General features: G+C 67.1%; 19 protein-coding genes and 3 pseudogenes. 7 read left to right on the top strand and 15 right to left on the bottom strand.

Features of this window, described 5'->3' with window-relative positions; genetic code table 11:
* The 3 genes and pseudogenes from PV762_RS19735 to PV762_RS19725 form a co-directional block, all read right to left on the bottom strand.
* A pseudogene (locus PV762_RS19735) lies at positions 1-276 on the bottom strand (transposase); the annotation flags it as partial.
* 147 nt (positions 277-423) lie between these two features.
* A complete protein-coding gene (locus PV762_RS19730; protein WP_421036706.1) occupies positions 424-1,989 on the bottom strand; it encodes a methyl-accepting chemotaxis protein in 1,566 nt (521 codons plus the stop codon).
* Between the two features lie 471 nt (positions 1,990-2,460).
* Entirely contained in the window at positions 2,461-2,874 is a 414-nt protein-coding gene (locus tag PV762_RS19725; RefSeq protein ID WP_421036705.1) for a response regulator transcription factor, read from the bottom strand.
* 382 nt (positions 2,875-3,256) lie between these two features.
* On the opposite strand from PV762_RS19725, the gene PV762_RS19720 reads away from it, so the two are divergent.
* The 4 genes from PV762_RS19720 (at position 3,257) to PV762_RS19705 (ending at position 6,875) form a co-directional block, all read left to right on the top strand.
* The gene (locus PV762_RS19720) at positions 3,257-3,898 is read left to right on the top strand and encodes a substrate-binding periplasmic protein (protein ID WP_421036704.1); all 642 of its coding nucleotides are present in this window, start codon (positions 3,257-3,259) and stop codon (positions 3,896-3,898) included.
* A gap of 53 nt (positions 3,899-3,951) precedes the next feature.
* Entirely contained in the window at positions 3,952-5,349 is a 1,398-nt protein-coding gene (locus tag PV762_RS19715; protein WP_421036703.1) for an FAD-containing oxidoreductase, read from the top strand.
* A 72-nt stretch (positions 5,350-5,421) separates the two neighbouring features.
* Positions 5,422-6,288 (top strand): hypothetical protein, encoded by an 867-nt coding sequence (locus PV762_RS19710; protein WP_421036702.1) that lies wholly within the window; start codon positions 5,422-5,424, stop codon positions 6,286-6,288.
* 164 nt (positions 6,289-6,452) lie between these two features.
* Positions 6,453-6,875: a hypothetical protein gene (locus PV762_RS19705; RefSeq protein ID WP_421036701.1), complete on the top strand. Its 423-nt coding sequence runs from the start codon at positions 6,453-6,455 to the stop codon at positions 6,873-6,875.
* Positions 6,876-6,985: 110 nt separating this feature from the next.
* Here PV762_RS19705 and PV762_RS19700 read toward each other — a convergent pair whose 3' ends face one another.
* The 4 genes and pseudogenes from PV762_RS19700 to PV762_RS19685 all read right to left on the bottom strand — a co-directional run.
* Positions 6,986-7,900 carry a DMT family transporter gene (locus tag PV762_RS19700; protein WP_421036700.1) on the bottom strand — a complete coding sequence of 305 codons (915 nt, stop codon included), beginning with the start codon at positions 7,898-7,900 and terminating at the stop codon, positions 6,986-6,988.
* Positions 7,901-7,941: 41 nt separating this feature from the next.
* Positions 7,942-9,465 (bottom strand): efflux transporter outer membrane subunit, encoded by a 1,524-nt coding sequence (locus tag PV762_RS19695; RefSeq protein ID WP_421036699.1) that lies wholly within the window; start codon positions 9,463-9,465, stop codon positions 7,942-7,944.
* An 81-nt stretch (positions 9,466-9,546) separates the two neighbouring features.
* Entirely contained in the window at positions 9,547-11,187 is a 1,641-nt protein-coding gene (locus PV762_RS19690) for a DHA2 family efflux MFS transporter permease subunit (protein ID WP_421036698.1), read from the bottom strand.
* 143 nt (positions 11,188-11,330) lie between these two features.
* A pseudogene (locus PV762_RS19685) lies at positions 11,331-12,074 on the bottom strand (HlyD family secretion protein); the annotation flags it as partial.
* On the opposite strand from PV762_RS19685, the gene PV762_RS19680 reads away from it, so the two are divergent.
* Positions 12,060-12,551, top strand: a complete 492-nt coding sequence (locus tag PV762_RS19680; RefSeq protein ID WP_421036697.1) for a winged helix-turn-helix transcriptional regulator — start codon at positions 12,060-12,062, stop codon at positions 12,549-12,551. The pseudogene PV762_RS19685 and the gene PV762_RS19680 overlap by 15 nt on opposite strands.
* Positions 12,552-12,566: 15 nt before the next feature.
* Here PV762_RS19680 and PV762_RS19675 read toward each other — a convergent pair whose 3' ends face one another.
* From PV762_RS19675 to PV762_RS19660, 4 genes are all read right to left on the bottom strand, one after another.
* Entirely contained in the window at positions 12,567-12,968 is a 402-nt protein-coding gene (locus PV762_RS19675) for a LysE family translocator (RefSeq protein WP_421036696.1), read from the bottom strand.
* Positions 12,965-13,426, bottom strand: coding sequence for an AraC family ligand binding domain-containing protein (locus PV762_RS19670; protein WP_421036695.1), 462 nt, complete (start codon positions 13,424-13,426; stop codon positions 12,965-12,967). Before PV762_RS19670 ends, PV762_RS19675 begins: the two co-directional genes overlap by 4 nt.
* A gap of 71 nt (positions 13,427-13,497) precedes the next feature.
* On the bottom strand, positions 13,498-14,250 hold the full coding sequence (locus PV762_RS19665; RefSeq protein ID WP_421036694.1) for a hypothetical protein: 753 nt from the start codon (positions 14,248-14,250) through the stop codon (positions 13,498-13,500).
* The gene (locus PV762_RS19660; RefSeq protein WP_421036693.1) at positions 14,240-15,187 is read right to left on the bottom strand and encodes a hypothetical protein; all 948 of its coding nucleotides are present in this window, start codon (positions 15,185-15,187) and stop codon (positions 14,240-14,242) included. Before PV762_RS19660 ends, PV762_RS19665 begins: the two co-directional genes overlap by 11 nt.
* On the opposite strand from PV762_RS19660, the gene PV762_RS19655 reads away from it, so the two are divergent.
* The gene (locus PV762_RS19655; protein ID WP_421036692.1) at positions 15,186-15,743 is read left to right on the top strand and encodes a hypothetical protein; all 558 of its coding nucleotides are present in this window, start codon (positions 15,186-15,188) and stop codon (positions 15,741-15,743) included. The two genes, PV762_RS19660 and PV762_RS19655, sit on opposite strands and share 2 nt — an antisense overlap.
* A 50-nt stretch (positions 15,744-15,793) precedes the next feature.
* Here PV762_RS19655 and PV762_RS19650 read toward each other — a convergent pair.
* The 4 genes and pseudogenes from PV762_RS19650 to PV762_RS19635 form a co-directional block, all read right to left on the bottom strand.
* A pseudogene (locus PV762_RS19650) lies at positions 15,794-15,949 on the bottom strand (cyclase family protein); the annotation flags it as partial.
* A gap of 9 nt (positions 15,950-15,958) precedes the next feature.
* Positions 15,959-16,879 (bottom strand): hydroxyacid dehydrogenase, encoded by a 921-nt coding sequence (locus PV762_RS19645; protein ID WP_421036691.1) that lies wholly within the window; start codon positions 16,877-16,879, stop codon positions 15,959-15,961.
* Entirely contained in the window at positions 16,876-17,574 is a 699-nt protein-coding gene (locus tag PV762_RS19640; RefSeq protein WP_421036690.1) for an RraA family protein, read from the bottom strand. Before PV762_RS19640 ends, PV762_RS19645 begins: the two co-directional genes overlap by 4 nt.
* 70 nt (positions 17,575-17,644) lie before the next feature.
* Positions 17,645-18,607: a Bug family tripartite tricarboxylate transporter substrate binding protein gene (locus tag PV762_RS19635; protein WP_421036689.1), complete on the bottom strand. Its 963-nt coding sequence runs from the start codon at positions 18,605-18,607 to the stop codon at positions 17,645-17,647.
* 130 nt (positions 18,608-18,737) lie between these two features.
* On the opposite strand from PV762_RS19635, the gene PV762_RS19630 reads away from it, so the two are divergent.
* Positions 18,738-19,616 carry a LysR family transcriptional regulator gene (locus PV762_RS19630; protein ID WP_421036688.1) on the top strand — a complete coding sequence of 293 codons (879 nt, stop codon included), beginning with the start codon at positions 18,738-18,740 and terminating at the stop codon, positions 19,614-19,616.
* Positions 19,617-19,930 lie beyond the last annotated feature (314 nt).

The raw sequence follows: 19,930 nt of genomic DNA, 5'->3' as shown, positions 1-19,930 counted from the left end.
GGAAGAGGCACCCGCCATTGGCCAACGCACCCGTACATGGACCGGGCCGCGCTGCAGCTCCAGTTCGATGGACTGCGGTGGCTCGCATGGTTCCGCTTCGGTGACCACCGACACCGGGACGAAGGCAGGGGTGCCAGCGGCCTCGCCATCGTGCCCAGCCAAGCGCCGCCACTTGTGCACGAGGATGGCGGTGAGGCCGTAGCTCATCGCCACATGGGCCACGGACGCGCCAGGCACCGCACATGCGGCGATGACTTGGCGCTTTAGGTCTGCATCGTGTCGCCGGCGACTGGCCGGCTTGGCCTCAGCATGGTGTCCACCTAATGGTTTTGGTGGACACCATCCTGGCTCTCACTGGCGAGCCGTTCAAGATGGGTTCACTGGACGCTTACGAACGGTGAATCTAGACGGCTGCCGATTCCTTCAAGAAAGTCGGAAAACGCTGACAGTCTCGACGAGTCGGTCTGCCTGGTTTCGTAGACTTTCGGCGGCTGCGGCGCTCTGTTCTACCAAGGCAGCATTTTGTTGCGTGACTTGATCCATTTGGGAGACGGCATCGCCGACCTGGTCGACGCCGGTGCTCTGCTCGCGGCTCGCCACGCTGATTTCGCCGACGACGTTGCTCACGTTTTGGATCGCCCCCACCACGTTGCGCATCGTGGAGCCTGCGCGGTTCACGAGCGCCGAACCAGCTTGGACTTTGGCGACGCTCGCCTCTATCAACGATTTGATCTCCTTGGCTGCCGCCGCGCTACGCTGAGCGAGAGCGCGTACCTCGCTGGCGACGACCGCGAAACCTCGCCCTTGTTCACCCGCACGCGCGGCTTCGACAGCGGCATTCAGGGCCAAGATGTTTGTCTGGAACGCGATCCCATCGATGGTGCCGATGATGTCGGCGATGCGCTTCGAACTGGCATCAATGTCCTGCATCGTCGTGACGACTTCGCCCACCACGGTCCCCGCCTCACCCGCGATCCGCGTGGCGTCCTGCGCGAGCCGGTCTGCTTCGTCAGCGTGGGATGCGTTGTTGCGTACCGTCGTGCCCAGTTCTTCCATCGTTGCGGCGGTTTGCTGTAGCGCGCTTGCTTGCTCTTCAGTTCGTTGACTGAGATCGGCATTTCCCGACGCGATTTCCGAACTGCCATTGGCAATCGAAGCCGAAGCCTCACGGACGCTATGAACGACGCCTGCCAACTCCGCGCGCATTTGGGCAAGGGAGGCCAGCACACTTCCGCGCGGCGCGCTTTCTTCGCCCGGCAGAGAACTCAGATTGCCGGCGGCGACCTGGGCAGCAGCATCGCCGAGATCAGCCGGCTCGGCTCCTAGCGACCGATACAGGCTTTTCACAATGAGGATGCCAGACAGGATAGCTACGCCCAACGCCGCGATAACGGCCAGAGCAAACCGAGTCTTCTCTGTGGCCATGCGGGCACCGCCTTCAGAAGACATACGGTCGGCGTTCTTGCGCGTGTAGTCCGACAGCGCATCGCTCGCCCGGACCAGCTCTGCAAGTAACGGGCGGCACTTCTCGTTCATCTGGTTGATTGCCTCCTCGCGCTTGCCGCTCAATGCCAGCGACACGATGTCCATCGCCACAGGCGCGTAGAGGCGCTCGACGCGATCGATCTCAGCGATAAGACCGCGAGCGGTGTCCGACACATTGCTGAGCTTTGCCATTTCTTTTAGCTCGGCCAAATTGCGGCTCGCAGTTTGATGGGCCTGCTCAACCTTCACCCGCTCACGCGCCGAATCCTCCGTGCGTGAGACCAGTACCAGGTTGCGAGCAGCAATCGCTCGCGCATCCACTGCCTGCCGCACTACGGTGGCGATGTGTGCCCTCTCAGTGACGCCTTTAGCAAATTCATCAAATGCATCGTTTGAGTGTTGGAGGGAACTCCAGGCTAGTGCTGCAACCAGTAGCAAGAGCGTCGACAGAGCGCCAAAGGCAAGCGTTAGCTTAGTCTGCACCTTCATCTTCGAGCCATTCATGGATCGTCTCCTACTTGTGGGGTGCCCGCGGTCAGGCAGGCTTGGATGCCCGCCAATGTGTCCTAACGGCGAAGAGGTGTAAAGTGATGTGATATTTGTGATATTTTTGATTCGTGTACAACGCACGATATCTAGGCGTTTTGAGTCTCCGCTGGCGCCCGTACTGCTGTGGATCTATACAGAACTCCTCGCGCAAATCGCTTCCGCAAAGTTGGCTGAGATGCACACTTCGACCTCGGGGAGACGTGCCCAATTGGACGGCAGATGCGGAAACGGTGGTGCCTTAAACGACTGTCGCGATTGAAAAATGTTCGTGACTCGAAATCAGGCGGACGGAAACGTCTCGGGGGTTCGAATCCCCCCCTCTCCTCCAAAATAGCTTGCTGAATCAACTATTTGGCAAGCGCTTAGAAAACCCGCCCAGAGCGGGTTTTCTTTTTTCCGAATGCTCTGCGGGGAGTTTCTGCCGCCTCAGCGCATCTGCAGCGAGCTCAAACTCATCGGTTGGCTCGCCGCCAGGCGCGGGGCCTCGGCCAGGACATTCAGGTCGGCGAGGAATTTCTCGAACTCGCGGCCCTTGTCATAGAAGGCGTTGGCGCCGTTGCTCACGCACAGCGGGCCGTAGATCTCCGCCTCGCGGTTGCTGAGGACCAGGATGGTCCCGCCGTAGCCCGCCAGGCGCAGCTTGCGAAGCACCTCCAGCCCCGACCCTGCTGCCAGCGCGAGGTCCAGCACCACGACGTGGGGCCGCGTCAGCCCAACGGTGCACAAGGCCTCCGCCTCGGTGGCGGCGAGGCCGACCACCGACAGGAAGGGCTGTTCCTTCAGGGCCGCCAACAGATGTTTGCGCACCAGCGGGGAGTCTTCGACAAGAACGACTTTCATGTATCAATTTTGCACGTTGTGAATTGACAAAAACAGATGAGGAAGCGCGTGGTTGGCCTGCGCGCGTGACTTTCTCTGGAGGTCGTCTGGCACCAGCCCTCATCTGAGGGGAGTGCCCGAAGGACGCGTCTTGCCCGCCTTGTGGTGACTTGGCGCCAGGCGCACACTGGACTGAATCCCCGCCGAGATGGCTCTCAAAGAGACAATGAATCCATCCGGACAGTCCGTCGTTCCCGCCGTTCGAGGGCCCAGGCGCCGCGCGTTGGTGGGTGGCATGGCGCTCGCTTGCGGGACTCTCTCCTGGGGGAGTGCCCGACCGCGTGTCCTGCGCGCGTTGGTGGAATCCTGGCCTCCGTACCTGGTGCCCAGCCCGGACGGCAGCATGCGCGGTCTCGATGCGGAACTGCTGCAGGCGATCTGCACGAAGGCAGGCTTCGAACTGAGCTGGATCCGTGGGACGCCGCAATGGCGCAAGCGGCGCTTCCGCGAGTTGCTGAACGACCAGTTCGACGTGATCTTCTCGGCCACGCCGGTGCCGGAACTTGAGCGCTTGGTCATGTACACGCGGCCCTACCGCAACGAGGCCTTCATGGTCGCCGCGACGGATCCCCGCGATCCGCGCCTCATCGGGCTGCAGGGTTTCGAGCAGGTGCTGCAACGGCGCATCCCCCTGTTGCACGTCGATGCGCACGGCCTCGGCGACGACTTCGAGAACTGGCGCGAGCGCCTCGCCGACGCTGGCCTGCTGCTGCCGTACCAGACCACGCGACAGGGCGTCGACATGCTGCGGATCGGTCGCGCGGCACTGATCCTCGGCGACGACCTCGATGTCCATGCGCAGGCACGCGTCTCGGGCGTGCGGCTGTTGCGGCAGCCTTTCGGGCACAGCGTGCAGCCGGTGTGCCTGATGCTGGGTCGCCGGCGACTCGATGAACGCGATCGCGCCCGCATCGATCAGGCGATCCTGGTGCTGGAACAGCGTGGCACCCTGGCCGCGATCCGAAGGCGCCACGGCGCGACCTGAGTCGTCCCCATCGGTGGCAGACTCCGCGACGATCCCCCACCAGGAGCGTCGCCGTGAGTGAATCCCCCCAATCCACCGACACCTTCGATGCCATCGTCATCGGCGCCGGCCAGGCCGGCCCCCCGCTGGCCGAGCGCATGTCGCAGGCCGGCTGGCGGGTCGCCGTCATCGAGCGCTCACGCGTCGGCGGCACCTGTGTCAACACCGGCTGCATCCCGACCAAGGCGATGGTTGCGAGCGCCCATGCCGCCTGGGTCGTCCGCGAGGCCGCGCGCTGGGGCGTGCGGGTGCCGGAGCAGATCGGCGTCGACCTGCCCGCCGTCATTGCGCGCAAGGCGCGTATCTCCGGCCAGTCGCGCGAGAGCGTCGAGAAGTGGCTGCGCGGCATGCCCAAGGTCGAGCTGATCATGGGCCACGCGCATTTCGAGGATCCCCACACCGTCGTCGTCGACGGACGTCGCTTGCGCGCGGACCGCTTCTTCATCAACGTGGGCGGACGCCCCGCGCAGCCCGGCGTCGAGGGCCTGGACACCGTGCCCTGGCTGACCAACGCGTCGATCATGCAGCTTCAGGAACTGCCGCGGCATCTCGTCGTCGTGGGCGGAAGCTACATCGGGCTGGAGTTCGCGCAGATGTTCCGACGCTTCGGATCGGAAGTGACCGTCGTGCAGCGCGGTCCGCGGCTCGTGCCGCGCGAGGACGCCGATGTCGCCGAAGCCTTGCGAGGGATCCTCGAACGCGACGGCCTCACCATCCGCACCGGCGCGGAATGCGTGAAGCTGGCGCCGGCGGAGGAGGGCGTCGCCGTGCAGGTGAACTGCCAGACCGGCGCGCCCGAAGTCCGCGGCAGCCATGTGCTGATCGCCACCGGCCGCAAGCCCAACACCGACGACCTGGGTCTGGATCGCGCCGGCGTGCGCGTCGACGAGCGCGGCAACATCGTCGTCGACGACCAGCTGCGCAGCAGCGTGCCGCACATCTGGGCGCTCGGCGACTGCAACGGCCGCGGCGCGTTTACGCACACCTCGTGGAACGACTTCGAGGTCACCGCGGCCAATCTCCTCGACGGGGCCGATCGAAGCGTCGGCGGCCGCGTCGTGACCTACGCGCTGTACACCGATCCACCGCTGGCGCGCATCGGTCTCGGCGAGCAGGAGGTGCGCGCCAGCGGTCGTCCCGCGCTGATCGGCACGCGGCCGATGACGCGCGTCGGCCGGGCCATCGAGAAGGGCGAGACCGAAGGCTTCATCAAGATCCTCGTCGACGCGGAATCGAAGGCCATCCTCGGCGCGATGGTGCTGGGCGTCGACGGCGACGAGGCGGTGCAGTCGCTGCTGGACGTCGTGGCGTCCAAGCGGCCGTACACCGATGTCACCGAAGGCGGTGTGCGCATCCACCCGACAGTGAGCGAACTTCTCCCGACCGTGCTGCAGTCGTTGAAGCCCTTGTGATCTCCCAGGTCCTGGCGGGTATGGGCTTTGCCATGCGTAGATACCGCATGGAGCGGTTTCAAGAGGCACGTGATGGACCGCCCTGCACAACGACGCCCCGGCGCGACGCCGACGCTCTCCGCCGTGACGGCGGGGAATCCCGTGCCCTCGCTGCATGTCGTGGAGATCGTCGGCGCGGTGCCGTCGGACGAGACGGCCGATGAGGCATGCCCGCTCGCCACGGCCTCCGACCGGCTCGGCGCCACGCGACTGGTGGAGCGACTGGTGGAACGGCACGGAAGCGGCGGCAACGTCCGCTTCACCGTCGTCTGTCCCGCCGACGGACCGTACGCGGAACGGCTGCGCGCACTCGGCGCCGACATCGTCATCGTCGCCATGCCGGACGATCCCCCGTGGCACGCGATCCAAGTGCTCGTCGGCCTCATCCGCAACAAGCAGGCGGCGGTGCTGCACGCGCATCTGCCCAATGCGCATCGCCTCGCCGGACTGGCCGGCGGCATCACGCGCACGCCGGTGCTCGCCACCGTGCAGGGTGCGCAGATGGACATGCCGGACCTGGAAGTGCACCGTTTGATCGCGAGCCAGCTCAGCCTCGTCACCGAGGCGAGCTACTTCCACGCGCTGGGGTTGGGGCTCTCGCCGGAGCGCATCAGCCTCGATCCCTTCGACGCGGACGCCGATGACGAAGCGGCGACGCAGAGCCTCGATGCCATCGGGCAACGGCTGCGACTGCTCGCGACACCGGCGGAGTCCCGCGGCGCTGCGCAGGCACGCGCGCTCGTTCAGCCGCTGGCTCAGGAGACCGTCGCGCCGGTCGCGGCGAATGCGCCGCGCGGCGCTCGGGTCGTCCCGGCGGCTGCAGCAGATCCGGTCGCGATCGTGGCGGTGCTCGATGAACTCGAGCCTTCTCCCGCGCGAGCCCCGGTGTTCAAAGTCTGACCTCGATCGACCGGTGCGCGCGCGCGAGAACCTAGCGGGCATCGGGATTGCCAGTCTTTCCTTGCAAGGGCGACGCGACGGTTCGCGATGCGACAGAACGCAATGCGAACCGAGCGTGTGCCCCCGGCAAGACCTTTCAATCCACAGCTTCCAGGAGATCCACCATGAACCCCCGTTCCAAGATCACCACCGTGGCAATGGCGATTGCGCTGGCTTCCGGCGTCGGCTTCCTTCACGCGCAAGGCCAGGGCGGCAGCTCCGGCTCCGTCGGTGCGCGCGATCAGACCAACGATCCGCTCTCCAACAACAACGACCAGGGCAAGGCGCCACCCGCGACGCCGGCCGCCAATCCGAGCACCGGCCAGCCCGCGACCACGAACGACTGGAATAACACCCAGCCGGCCACGAGCAGCCAGAACAACGGCAACAACACGACGACCGAGCAGCGTCAGGACCCGGCCGTCCGATCGCAGACCGATCCGATGCCGATGAGCGCTCCGGCGGCCGGCAGTTCCTCGACGGACACGTCGACGATGAACAACGACACCACCGACAGCACCCTGCCGGCGCGTGCCGACCGCAACTGATTCCACTATCATCACTGAAGGCGGCCCCGAGGGGCCGCCTTTTTCGTGGGCGCCGCCGTACGTGCGACGGCAGCGCGATTGCCGCATGCCTGATGGCCGTGTCCACTGCGTCAACGCGTCCTGCGCGCCAGCCACACGCCGATCGCCACCAGCGCCATGCCGGCCATCGCGAGGCCGGTGAGCGTCTCGCCGAACAGCGCCCAGGCGATCAGCGCGGTCGTCGGCGGCGTGAGGTAAAAGAGGCTGGCCACGTTGACCGCGCTGCCGCGCCGGATCAGCACGTTCAGCAGGCTGACAGCGCCCAGCGACAACACGAGCACCAGCCACGCCAGCGCGAAGATGAACTGGCCGGTCCATTGCACCTGCATGGTTTCCGTCATCGCGGCGATGGCGGCGGTGACGAGCAGGCTCGGCACGAACTGGATGATCGAGCCGGTGCGCAGATCGAAGGAAGGACAGAATTTCTTCTGGTAGAGCGTGCCGGCGGTAATGCCGATCAGCGCGATGACGGCGGGCAGAAGCATGGTGATCAACGCGCCGCCGGGGACCGCCGCGATCTTCTGCGCGACGACGAGGCCGACGCCGAGAAATCCGATGCCCAGGCCGAGCCACTGCATCGGCGCGATGCGTTCGCCCAGGAAGGCGCGCGCGCCGAGCGCCGTGACCAGCGGCTGCAGGCCGACGACCAGCGCGGTGATGCCGGCGGGCAGGCCGTGGGCGATGGCAGTGAACACGCCGCCGAGGTAGACGCCGTGCACCAGCAGTCCAGTGACCGCGATGTGGCCGCAGGCCGCCGTCGAGCGCGGCCATGGCGCGCGCAGCACCAGCACGACGGGCAGCATCAATGCGATGACTGCGGCGTAGCGCCACGCGAGGAAGGTGAGCGGCTCCGCGTCCGGCAGCCCGAACTTCGCGCCGATGAAGCCGGTGCTCCAGACGGAGACGAACAGCAAGGGCAACAGGCCGCCGCCGCCGTGCGCAGACGGCGCTGGAAGCTGGGACGACGAAGCGGGCGACGTGCTCATAGGGCTCCGATGCTAACGAGGCCGCGCCGTGGGCCGGGCGGCTAGCGCGTCGGGTTTTCCGCAGCGTCCCAGCCGCCGCCGAAGGCACGGAAGGCCGAAACCGCTGCGCGTGCGTGGTTCGCGTCCAGCTGGGCGAGCTGATCGCGCGCGGCGAGCAGCAGCCGGTCTTCCTGCAGCACTTCGATCAGGCTGGCCGCGCCGCCCTTGTAGGCGTCCTCGGCCGCGTCGCGCGCGACCTGATGGGCACGGACTTCCTGGGCGAGATCGCCGCGTTGCAGTGCCAGCTCGGAGAGCGACACGATCGCGTTCTCGACGTCCTCGGTGGCGCGCAGCATGCGCTGGCGAACCTGCGCGAGCGCCTCGGCCCGCGCGCCGCGCGCCTGGGCGACCTCGGCGTCGACGCGTCCGAAGTCGAAGAGCCGCCAGTGCAGTCCGAGTAGCGCTTGCGGTTGGAACGCGTCGGCGCTGAACAGCCCGCCGTGCAGGCTCGAGGCGCCGAGCACGCCGCCCAGCGTCAGGCGTGGGTAGTACTCGGCCGTGGCGATGCCGATGCGCGCTTGGCTGGCGTCGAGTTGACGTTCGGCGGCGATGACGTCGGGACGGCGGCGCATCAGCGTCGCCGGCGTGAGGTCGGCCGGCAGCGACGGAACCCGATACGTGGAAGTCTGCGAGGACTGCGAAGTCGGCGAAGTCGGCGATGTCGGCGACCGCCGCGGAGCCGCGATCAGTGTCGCCGCCGCAGTGCCGGCCTGCTCGCCCATCAGCACGTCCAGGCGATGCTGCTGCTGCGCGAGATCGGTCCGCAATGGCGGCAACGTGCCGCGCGCTTGAAGCTGCAATGCCTGCGCTTCGGCCACTTCGCGCTGCGTGGCGAGCCCGCCCTTGAAGCGATCCTGGATCAGTTGCAGCAATTGCGACTGCGTACGCAGGTGGGCCTCGGCGACTTCGATGCGGGCCTGCGCGCCGCGGACGCGGAAGTAGGCGTCGGCCGCTTCGGCGGCGACGGTCACGCGGGCACCGAGGCGGGCCGCATCGGCGGCCTGCCATTCGGCGACGGCGGCGGCTTCGCCCTGTCGAAGGCCGCCGGCGAGATCGGCCTCCCAGCTCGCGCCCACGCCCAATGTCTGCAGCGTCTGGTTGCGGTCGTAGCCGGGGAAGCCATGCGCCAGCGAGCCTTCGGGACTCTTCAGCGACTGGCGTTGGGTGAGCAGCTGTCCCTGCAACGAACCCTGCGGCAAGCGCAGCGCGCCGGCGCCTTGCGCTGCGGCGCGTGCCTGTTCGACGCGCGCGAGCGCGACGGCGAGATCCAGGTTCTGATCGAGCACCCGCTGCACGATCGCCGTCAGGGCGGGATCGTCGAAGTCCTGCCACCAGGTGCCCAGCGTGGCCGGCGCCGCGCCGTCCTGATGTTGCGCGATCAAGGCCTGACCGGCGAAGCGCTCATCAAGCGCGCGGGGACCATCCCCCGGCCCGGGCATCTGGGCGCAGGCAGCGAGGAAGGCGGCGAGCGCCAGCGGAGCGAGCCGCATCAGCGGACGGCGGGAAGCGGACGGCAGGAGCGACATGGCGGGTCTCCCAGGGGACGAGGGGATCGAGGGGATCGAGGGGATCGAGGGAATCGAAGGATTGGCGGGCATCGATCGCGATCAATGCGCATCGGCGGACGGCGCGGCCGGCGGCGCGATCCTGCGCAGCATCGGCACGAACACCAGCGCGACGACGAAGCAACCCATCACGATCAGGAAGGCGTCGGAGAAGGTCATCGTCAGCGCCTCGCGGTAGGTGAGCGACCAGAGCTGGCGCAGCGCGGCGGTGGCGCCGTCGCTGGCCGGCATCGAGGCCGACAACGAAGAACCCACTGACGCGAGCAACTGGTTCATGGACTCGTTGCTGGTGGTGAGGTGCTCGGCCAGGCGCTGGAAGTGCAGGTTGGTGCGGTCGTTGAGGAGGGTGGCGCAGGCCGCGATGCCGATGGCGCCGCCGAGGTTGCGCATCAGGTTGAACAGCCCCGAGGCGAGCTTCAAGCGCGCCGGCGGCAGCGCGCCGAGCGCCAACGTCACGACCGGCGGCACGCAAAGCTGCTGGGCCATGCCGCGCAGCGCCTGCGGCAGCAGCAGCTGATGGCTGCCCCAGTCGTGCGTGATCGGCGCGAACTCCCACATCGAGAGCGCGAAGAGCGTGAGCCCGGCGAAGAGGATCCAGCGCAGGTCGAAGCGGCTGGCGAGAAAGGCGTACAGCGGGATGGACATCACCTGGAAAACGCCGGTGGAGAACACGGCCAGGCCGATGTCGAGCGCGCCGTAGCCGCGCACGCGGCCGAGGAACAGCGGTGTCAGGTAGATGGTGGCGAAGATGCCGATGCCGGTGATGAACGAGAACAGGCTTCCCAGCGCGAAGTTGCGGTCCTTGAAGGCGCGCAGGTCGACGATCGGATGCGCGTGGGTCAGGCTGCGGGCGAGGAAGGCGATGCCCGTGGCGCCCGCGATCCAGGCGGTGGCGACGATGGTGGTGTCGCTGAACCAGTTCCAGCGAGGGCCTTCTTCCAGGGTGTATTGGAGGCAGCCGAGGAACACTGCGAGCAGCACCATCGACAGGTAGTCGGCGCCCTTGAGCAGCGAGAGATTCGGCCTGTCGACGCGGACCATCAGCGGCACGACGACGGTGACCACGAGGCCTGGCAATAGGTTGATATAGAAGAGCCACTGCCAGGAGAGCACATCGGTGATGTAGCCGCCGACGACCGGGCCGAGCGTCGGCGCCAGCGAGGCGATCGCGCCGATGGTCGAGGCCGCGATCACGCGCTGCTTGCCGCTGAAGTACATGAACGCGGTGGTGAAGACCATCGGGATCATGGAGCCGCCCAGGAAGCCCTGGAGGGCGCGGAAGGCGATCATGCTCTGGATGTTCCAGGCCAGGCCGCACAGCAGGCTGGTCAGCGTGAAGCCGAGCGCCGAGACCGCGAACAGCCAGCGCGTGGACATCACGCTCGCGAGCCAGCCCGAGAGCGGGATCACGATGATCTCGGCGATCAGGTAGCTGGTCTGCACCCAGGTCGTGTCGTCGGCGCCGGCCGAGAGTCCGCCGCCGATGTCGCGCAGCGAGGCGGAGACGATCTGGATGTCCAGCAGCGCGATGAACATGCCCACGCACATCGTCGCGAAGGCCAGCACCTTGTCGCGGGTCGTCAGCTGGTCGATGGGGATGACGACGTCGGACCAGAAGGGCGGGCGCTTGCGCGGCGGCGCGGACGCGGCCCCGTCGTCCGTCGAGGCGAGGGCAGCGCTCATTGCACGCTCGCCGTCTTGCGGGTGCCCGGGGTGCCGGGCTCGGTACCGTTCCGGTTGGCGTTCCTGTCGGCGTTTCGGTCGGCGTTCGGGTCGGCGTTCCGGTCGGCGTTCCGGTCGGCGTCCTTGGTGCCGGCGCCGGTGTGATTCGTGTCGACCTCGACGACGACGGACAGCCCGGGCCTCAGACGTCCGAGGCGATCGTCGGCGGGATCGAGCTAGATGCGGACCGGCACGCGCTGGACGATCTTGGTGAAGTTGCCGGTAGCGTTCTCCGCGGGCAGCACGCTGAACTGCGAGCCGGTGGCCGGTGCCAGGCTGCCGAGCGTGCCGTGCAGCACGACGCCGGGCCAGGCGTCGGGGCGGATGCTCACCGGCTGGCCGGTCGTCATGCGGGCGAGCTGGTCTTCCTTGAAGTTCGCGTCGACCCACAGCCCCTGCGCCGGCACTACCGACAGCAGCGGCGTGCCGACGCCCACGTAGGTGCCGAGCCGCGCCTTGCGGTTGCCGACGTAGCCGTCGCGCGGCGCGCGCAGCTCGGTGTAGCCGAGGTTGAGCTGGGCGATATCGCGCTCCGCGCGCGCCTGGTCCCGTGCCGCCTGCGCCTGGCGCTTCTGCGTTGCGATGACGTCGAGCTGGCGTTCGGCGGCCTGCTGCTCGGCGCGGGCGCGCGCGGAGCCGGCCTGCGCGGTCTTGAAGCTCGCCTCGGCGCGCTGGCTGCTCTCGACCGACACGGCCGCGCGGCCGACGAGGTCCCTGTAGCGCGCGAAGTCGTCGCGGGCGCGCTGCTCTTCGGCCGAGGCCGCGTCGATGCCCGCACGCGCCTTGGCGATCACCGCCTGCTGCAGCGCGGCGGCGGCGGCCAGATTGGCGAGATGCGCCGCACGAGCTTCGAAGACATGGCCTGCCCGCTGGCGAGGGCGACGGACATGCTGGGCGACAGCTGGAGCGTGCTGATCCTGCGCGAGGTGTTCTACGGCCACCACCGCTTCGACGAGTTCGTGGCGGAACTGGGTATCGCCTCGAACACCCTGACGCGCCGGCTGGCGGAGCTGGTGGAGCGGGAGCTGCTGGAGAAGCGGCTCTACAGCGACAAGCCGCCGCGCTACGAGTACGTGCTGACGCCCAAGGGCCGCGACCTGCGGTCGGTGATGCTGGCGCTGCTGACCTGGGGCAACAAGCACGCGCCGCTGAAGAACAAGCCGGTCCGCCTGATCGACACGGAGACGGGCGAGCCGGTGGAACTCAAGCTCATCGACGCGCGCACCGGCAAGGCGATCGGGCCGCAGCACAAGGTGGAGCGGCGCTCGGGGCAGCCGAGGAAGGTGGAGCTGTTCGACTTCGACGGCGCGATGCCGGCTCAATGAAGGATCAATGAGCGTTCAACGCTGCACCAGCGCGAGCTTCACGCCCAGCCCCACGAACGCGGCCGCGAAGCCACGGCGCATCCAGCGCAGCACCGGCGGTCGGGTGAGCACCCGGTCGCGCATCGCCGCGGCGAAGACGCCGTAGACCGCGAACACCACGAAGGTCATCGCCATGAAGACGAGCGACAGCTCGATCATCAGCGGCGTCGGATGCGGCTCGTCGCGCGCGATGAATTGAGGCAGGAAGGCGAGGAAGAAGATCGACAGCTTCGGATTGAGCAGGTTCATGAGCGCGGCGTGGGTGACGATCTCGCGCGGGGATCGCGGCGGGCTGCCGGTATCGACGGCGAGCGGGCCGCGCTCCTTCATCGACATCCAGGCCATATAGAGCAGGTAGACGACGCCGACGTATTTCACCGCGTCGAAGGCGAGGGGATCAGCGCGCCGTCGACGTGAAGCGTGTCGGCGGCATCGACCGGCGTGGCTGCCATCGCGCCGAAGAGCGCTTCGAAGCGACCGGCGATGCGGTCGTCGTGCAGCGTGGGGAGGTGAAACTCGACATCCCCCGCATGGCGCCCCTCGACGATGTCGGTGACGAGACTGCCGACCACGTCGGGTGCGAGGTACAGCATCCGCCACGCGCGTCCGTGGTCGCCGAGGGGCAGGCCGTCATGGACCTCTCCCGGATTGACCGTGATGACATCGCCCGCGACGGACTGGACCATGCCGCGGCCGCTCGCGGTCTTCTGAGCGCCGCGATCGATGCGGCCGATGCCGAATTCATCGTGGATGTGGCGCGGGAACGCCTTCGCGCTGTCGGCGCTGACGATGTCGACGCCGGGGAGCGGGCAGGGCAGGCGAGCGAAGGCGGGCATGGCGCGGCGCAGTGGATGCCGCTACTCTACCTACCGCTCACACGATGCGCGCTACGCGTTGCGTTGCCCACTCAGGGCTTGGCGTCGACGTCGTTGTCGCCGGCGAGGCCGTCGCAGCTGGTTTCCTGGATCGCGCAGATGCGGTTCACCCAGGCCCGGAACCGGCCCGCCGGCAGGCCGGCGCGCGCGGCGGGGTCGACCTTCACTGAGCTTCGGTCCGAGGCGGGGAAACGCTGGTCGGAGAACTCCACTTGGGCCCATTTGCCGCTGCAGTCAGCGAGGCGTCCGGCGTCGACGACGAGGTCGTTGTCGAAGGTCTCGTTGTCGCCGACGCGCAGGACCGCCTTCGCTTTCAGGTTCGGCTGAGCGCGACCGACATCGGCCTGCGACTTCACGGTCAGCTTGCTGCCGCTGACCCAGCCTTCGCCCGAGTACATCGGACGCGCGGGGCGGTCGGTCAAGGTCTCGTTGTCCTGCGCGTTGCGGATGAGGAACCAGCCGTTGCGCGCGCCGACGACCTCGACTTCGACACGTACGCCGTAGTTCATCGAGGGCTCGACAAAGGTCGGCGGCAGCTTGCCGAGGACCTTGGCGGTGGCGTTCGGCGCGGCGCGGACGTTGAGACCGGCGGGATCGGTCTCGGCGACGAAGGCGCCGAAGCTGCAGGTGCTGGTGGCCGGCTCGGCAGCCGCTGAACCTGATGAGCTCGATGCAGCCGGCGAAGTCGGGGCCTTGTCGCCGGTGCCTGCGCAGCTCGCCAGCGTGGCGAAGCCGGCGGTGGCGAGGAGCAGGGCGGCGTTGCGCAGGAGGTGATCAGTAGCCATCGACGAGGACATAGTGGAACGACGACATCTGGCCCATCGAGGCCAGGAAGCGCGGATAGACGTCGTTGGGGACGGTCTGGCAGCCGGCGGACCAGGTGTTGCCCGACGCCAGCGTGCCGCCGCGGTGGATGTACATCGTAGTGCCGACGGTCTTGGGGTCGATGCGGTTGGGGTCGAGGGCGTTGAAGCGGCCGTCGCCGTCGGTGTCGCGTTCGGCGGTCTGAGTGCGGGTGGCCTGGAAGGCACGGGCTTTCAGATGGCCCTTCGGTTTTTCGCCGAAGAAGTAGGTGCCAGCGCGCAGGCGGCCGACTTCCTTGATGCCGTCGTTGTTCATGTCGAAGCCTTCGGCGTGCTTGTAGAGCACGTCGTTGTACCGGTCGTCGACGCGGCCGGTGCCCTTGGGCGCGGCGCGCTGCGAGTACTGGGCGCCGGGTTCGGTGCAGGCGGGGAAGACGCGCGCGGTGCGCAGGCCGTCGCCGCCGTTGAGCACGACGATGTGGTCGTCGTAGACGCCGCGGCCGCGATTGGCGAGGGTGGAGGTCTCGCGGCGCAGGCCGACGAGGATCATGCGGCCCTGCTTGAGCGCGTTGATCGCGGCGGGGGTGCCGCGTTGCAGGACGATGCCCGCGCAGTAGGCATAGGTCTGGCGGGTGGTGAGCAGGGGGAGCTGCGGGACGTACGGTGCACGCATCCGGTCGCTGTCCCAGTCGGCCAGCAGCGCGGTGCCGGAGGACGAGCGGCCGAGGGCGGCCTTCGCGCGCCAGCTGAGCTGCGAGGCGGCCAGGCGCGCGCCGGTGGCGCGCTGGACGGGCGTGAGCGGGAGGGTGTCCGTGCGCCATTGGCTGAGCGCTTCGTCGGGAGCCGCGGCGGCGCGGTCGGCGAAGGTGCGCGCGACGGATTCGATGTCCGGGTCGTAGGGATTGAGGCTCGTGGTCATGGAACTCCCGCTGGCTCGCAAAGACGGTGTGGGCGATGGACCATTCTGTGCAGGGGCGCCCGCAAGGAAATGGACGAAGGTCATCTGCGAGGGTATGCCGGGGGAGGGCGATACATCGGGAAACATTCATAATCCGGCGCCCTCAACGCCCAATGGTTTCCGCGCTCATGCCCCAGTCACTCCGTATCGCCAATATCGTGCAGCTCGTGCTCCTCGGGCTGATGCTCATCGGCAACGCGATGTTGACGGTGTCGGCGTCGAAGCGAGGTTTGATCGTTTGTTGAGTCTCATGCCGAGCCTGTTCACTGAACTTCGCCAAGACCTTCTCAAGAACAAAAGCTTGTTCTTGCGAGAATTGGTGATCCTGTCGAGCGAAGGTCTGAGCTTCAACTCAGACAAGCCAATGATTCGGATCCACGAAACCCGGCACCCGGCTGCCAAAAATCAGTTCGCAATTCTTGCCAATGAAGGATTGGTTGAGGTGGTGCGCGCCGGTAACTATCCAATCTATCGGCTTACTGAGAGCTTTGTGGATAGCCTTGAGGCCCACCAATAGCCATTGTTGTGGAGTCCTCTCGCCATCGAGGAAGATCGCGGAGCAGGTCAGGGAAGCGAGAGGCAGAAGGTCCGCCCCTCTGTCACCTCCGCAATGCCCTGCAGCACTTTCTCTGGGGTGACCAGATTCATCCGGCCACGCTGGTCATCCGGACCGAACTCGCCCCAGCGGGAGCCCGGGGGCGCTTGCTTCCATCGCTGAGCCATGGCGACGTCTCAGCGGTGGATGACATGCAGCGCGTTGACCGCCGCGGCAACGCCCATCTTCACGTAGGCATCGGCCGTGACGCCGCCCACATGGGGGCTGAGCGTGATCCGCTCCTGGCCTTGGAACGGATGACCGGCCGTCATCGGCTCCACCGCAAACGAATCCAGGCCGGCGCTGCCCACCTGGCCGGATCGCACCGCCGCCAACAGGGCGTCCTCGTCGATCAGGCCACCACGGGCGGTGTTGACGATCAGCACTCCCTTCTTGCAGGCGGCCAGGGTTCGTTCATTCAACAACTTGGCGTTGTCCGGGGTGAGCGGGCAGTGCAACGAGATCGCATCGGCTTGCTGCCAGATGGTTGCCAGCTCGACGCGCTCGACGTAGTCCGGCAGATCCTTGGCATAGGGGTCATGGCCGAGCACGCGCATGCCCATCGCCTGCGCGACCTTGGCAAAGCGTTGACCGATCGCACCTAGTCCGATCACACCGACCGTGCGCCCGTCGAGCTCGACGCTCTTGTGGGTCGCCTTGTCCCAGAACCCCCTGTGCATGCGAGCGTCGAGTTGAACGACGGACTTCGCGCAGGCCAGGAGCAGAGCGACGGCCTGCTCCGCCACTGCGGAGGCATTCGCGCCGACGGCCGCGACCACGTCAACGCCGCGCGCTTTGGCAGCGTCCTTGTCGATCGTGTCGGTGCCGCTTCCGTGCTTGGAGATCACGCGAAGGCTGGGCGCCGCGTCCATCGCAGCGGGTCCCACCTTGCCGTAGCGAACGATGATGCCCACAGGATCGTGACGCTTGCAGAGGGCAACGATGTCATCTTCGGTGGGCGTCTTGCCTGCGTAGATGATCTGAAAGTCCTTCAGCAGGTCGAGTGCCTGCGGCGCGAGGTCGGCCGCGGTGACCAGAATGGCCGAACGCGCGCTCACAGCGTTTCCCCTTCCTTGATGACGCCGGCAGCGCGGAGTGCGCCGTTGAGCCAGGCGGGGGCAAGCGCCTCGCGGCTCTTGATCTGGGCGATGCGCTTGGTCTCTGCCGCGACCTTCGCTTCAGCCAGTGGCAACAAGGCCTCGGCCTTCTCGCGCTCGATGACGGTCACACCGTCGGCATCTGCCACCACCAGGTCCCCCGGGCTCACGCAGACGCCGCCGAGGGAGATGGGGTGGTTCAAGCGACCCGGAACGAACTTGGTCGGTCCGTTCGGATTCAGGCCGGCGGCGAACATGGGGAAGCCGAGTTCCCGGATCGCCTCGCTGTCGCGCACTGCGCCGTCGATCACCACGCCGACGATGCCCAGGGCGACGCACTGGTGGGACATGATCTCCCCCATCAGTGCGCTGGAGAGGTCGCCCTTTCCGTCGACGACGATCACGTCGCCAGACTTGGCCACCGCCATCGCCGCATGGATCATGAGGTTGTCGCCGGGGCGAACCTCCACCGTGATCGCAGGACCCGCCATGCGCATCGAGGGCGCCAGCGGTGCGATGCGGCCGCTCAGCGCGCCACGCCTTCCGGCCACGTCGGCAAGGATCGACGACGGGTACTTGGCAGCTCGCGCGACGACGTCGGGGGCGACGCGCTCGATCTTGCGAATGACGTCCGGGAATGCGGCGGCTTGACTCATGAACTTCTCCTAGGGGGCGGCGCGATGGCGCGGATGAAACGAGGGGCGAGGTGGGGCGCCTTCGCGCCCGTCAGTCGATGCGAGCACCGGACTGCTTGACGATCTGGCCCCAGCGCTTGATGTCTTGGCTGATGAGCTTGGCGAACTGCTCGACGGACCCGCCCGTCGCATGGGCCCCTTGTTCCTCAAGCTTCCTTTGCAGGTCCACCTGCTTCAGGGCCTTGTTGAACTCGGCATTGAGCTTCGTGATCACCTCCCTCGGTGTCCCCGCCGGCGCCACGAATCCGAACCAGGTGACGGCCTCGAAGCCCTTGTAGCCGGATTCGGAGACGGTCGGCGTCTGGGGCAGCGACTCGATGCGCGACGTGGAAGTCACGGCAAGGGCGCGAAGCTTTCCTTGCTTGATCTGCCCCAGCAGCGTGGGCACCGAGGACAGGTACAGCTCCACGTTGCCACTGACCACATCCGTCATGGCCTGCGCGGCACCCTTGTACGGCACGTGTTGCGTCTTGAATCCAGCAGCGTTTTGCAGGAGCTCGGAGGCCAGATGCGCCACGGTGCCGTTGCCCGGCGAGGCGAAGTTGATGGTTCCCGGCTTGGCCTTGGCGACCTTCACCGCGTCGGCGAGGGACTTGAAGGGCGAGGCGCCACTCGTCACGATCACCAGCGGCGCGTCGGCCACGAGCAGGATGGGCGACAGGTCCTTGGCCGGGTCGTACGGCATCTTGGCGTAGAGCGTCGGATTGATGGCCAGGTTGCTGGTCTGCCCCAACCCGATCGTGTAGCCGTCGGCCGGCGCCTTGGCGACCCCGTCGATGCCCAGGTTCCCGCCGGCGCCGGGCCGGTTCTCGACGACGAACGTCCAACCGTTGGCGGCGCCGACCTTCTGCGTGATCTCCCGCGCAATGATGTCCGTGCCCCCGCCGGGCGGGAACGGCACCAACACACGAATCGGCTTGCTGGGATAGGCCTGGGCGTGGACCGCGCTGCTGAGCACGGCGGCCGCAATCGCGACGAAAGATCGAAAGGTCATGGCAACTTGTCTCCAGAACTCGGGCTCCTCGCTGCACTGCGAGCGTCCCGTTTGTGTCTTTACTATTGGCCCTGCCGCTCCTGCAGTCCAATCAATAATTATTTTGCAAAACATCGATGGGACTTTTGGTATGGACCTTCGCGATCTGCGCTACTTCGAGACCATTGCAGAGCTCGAGCATCTGGGAAAGGCCACGGAGCGGCTCCACCGCACCCAACCGGCGCTCACGAGTTGCATCCGTCGCCTGGAGAAGGAATGTGGCGCCCCCTTGTTCGAGCGTTCGGGACGCGGTATCCGCCTGACCTCTGCCGGGGTCGTGCTTCTCAACTGGGCGCGACGCATGCGGTTCGACGTGGATGACGCCATCCGCGAGATCGGCGATCTCGGGAAGGGACTCATTGGTCACATTCGGGTCGGGATCGTCCCGACCGCGGCTCAGTTCCTTCTTCCGGTGGCCACGCGTCGGCTGCTGGAGCGCGCCCCTGCCGTGACCATGCGCACGGTGGTCGCCCTCGGGGACACGCTGCGACCCCTGCTGCACTCGGGGGAGATCGACCTGATGGTGGGGACCGAAGGCATGCAGGAGCCGGGGCTGACCTCGGAGTTGCTGTCCGAGGACTTCATCGTCGTGGCCACGAGCGCCAAACATCCCATCCTCAAGGCCGCTCCGAGCCTGCGGGATCTGACCGAGCATCAGTGGGTGCTGCAGCCGCCTGGTGCTCCCACGCGCGACTGGTTGGACCACACCTTCGACCGCAAGCGTCTCCCGAGGCCGAGGGTCCAGATCGAGAGCACGATGCTGATACTGCTGCCAGCGCTCATCTCTGAAACCGGGCTGCTGAGCTTCATCTCCAGGCACCATCTGGGCAAGGGCAGTGGACTGGCGGAGGTGCCTGTCAAGGACGCAGTGATGCGTCGACGCCTGGTGGTGACTTATCGGGCGAACTCCTACATGCCCCCCGTGGCCCGATTGCTCATCTCTCTTCTGGCCGACGCAAGCAAGAGCTGACCCGGGGTTCGGCTCCGGCGCGGCGCGCCCCGCGCTGCCGGTGCGCGAGCCCGTCCTGCAAAGCCGACGCAGCGCGTCGCCGGGAGGCGGCGCGCACCTCTGCGCCGAGGCTGTCGATTCAGCGGTCAAACGACCCGCGATCCACTCCAGAAGCGCTGTCGCTGGGACGGCACCGGCAAGCGCCGCATGGCCTATGTCGGGGCCGACTACGCGCTGTCCAAGCGCACAGGCCTCTATGCCGAAGTCGACCGAAACCAGCTGACGGACCTCTATCCAACCACCACCTTCATGGAACCCCCCGCTTTGATGCGCCA

The sequence above is a fragment of the Mitsuaria sp. CC2 genome (assembly GCF_048957715.1).
Lineage (GTDB): Bacteria > Pseudomonadota > Gammaproteobacteria > Burkholderiales > Burkholderiaceae_C > Roseateles.
This window is presented reverse-complemented; position numbering and strand designations above follow the sequence as displayed.

Excerpts from the sequence above, each read along its gene's own strand:
- PV762_RS19690 (WP_421036698.1), bottom strand. The coding sequence starts at position 11,187 with ATGAGCGCTGCCCTCGCCTCGACGGACGACGGGGCCGCGTCCGCGCCG.
- PV762_RS19700 (WP_421036700.1), bottom strand. The coding sequence starts at position 7,900 with ATGAGCACGTCGCCCGCTTCGTCGTCCCAGCTTCCAGCGCCGTCTGCG.
- PV762_RS19680 (WP_421036697.1), top strand. The coding sequence starts at position 12,060 with ATGCGCCGCACGAGCTTCGAAGACATGGCCTGCCCGCTGGCGAGGGCG.
- PV762_RS19710 (WP_421036702.1), top strand. The coding sequence starts at position 5,422 with ATGGACCGCCCTGCACAACGACGCCCCGGCGCGACGCCGACGCTCTCC.
- PV762_RS19640 (WP_421036690.1), bottom strand. The coding sequence starts at position 17,574 with ATGAGTCAAGCCGCCGCATTCCCGGACGTCATTCGCAAGATCGAGCGC.
- PV762_RS19655 (WP_421036692.1), top strand. The coding sequence starts at position 15,186 with ATGGAACTCCCGCTGGCTCGCAAAGACGGTGTGGGCGATGGACCATTC.
- PV762_RS19665 (WP_421036694.1), bottom strand. The coding sequence starts at position 14,250 with ATGGCTACTGATCACCTCCTGCGCAACGCCGCCCTGCTCCTCGCCACC.
- PV762_RS19730 (WP_421036706.1), bottom strand. The coding sequence starts at position 1,989 with ATGAATGGCTCGAAGATGAAGGTGCAGACTAAGCTAACGCTTGCCTTT.
- PV762_RS19635 (WP_421036689.1), bottom strand. The coding sequence starts at position 18,607 with ATGACCTTTCGATCTTTCGTCGCGATTGCGGCCGCCGTGCTCAGCAGC.
- PV762_RS19670 (WP_421036695.1), bottom strand. The coding sequence starts at position 13,426 with ATGCCCGCCTTCGCTCGCCTGCCCTGCCCGCTCCCCGGCGTCGACATC.
- PV762_RS19695 (WP_421036699.1), bottom strand. The coding sequence starts at position 9,465 with ATGTCGCTCCTGCCGTCCGCTTCCCGCCGTCCGCTGATGCGGCTCGCT.
- PV762_RS19705 (WP_421036701.1), top strand. The coding sequence starts at position 6,453 with ATGAACCCCCGTTCCAAGATCACCACCGTGGCAATGGCGATTGCGCTG.
- PV762_RS19660 (WP_421036693.1), bottom strand. The coding sequence starts at position 15,187 with ATGACCACGAGCCTCAATCCCTACGACCCGGACATCGAATCCGTCGCG.
- PV762_RS19720 (WP_421036704.1), top strand. The coding sequence starts at position 3,257 with ATGCGCGGTCTCGATGCGGAACTGCTGCAGGCGATCTGCACGAAGGCA.
- PV762_RS19725 (WP_421036705.1), bottom strand. The coding sequence starts at position 2,874 with ATGAAAGTCGTTCTTGTCGAAGACTCCCCGCTGGTGCGCAAACATCTG.
- PV762_RS19630 (WP_421036688.1), top strand. The coding sequence starts at position 18,738 with ATGGACCTTCGCGATCTGCGCTACTTCGAGACCATTGCAGAGCTCGAG.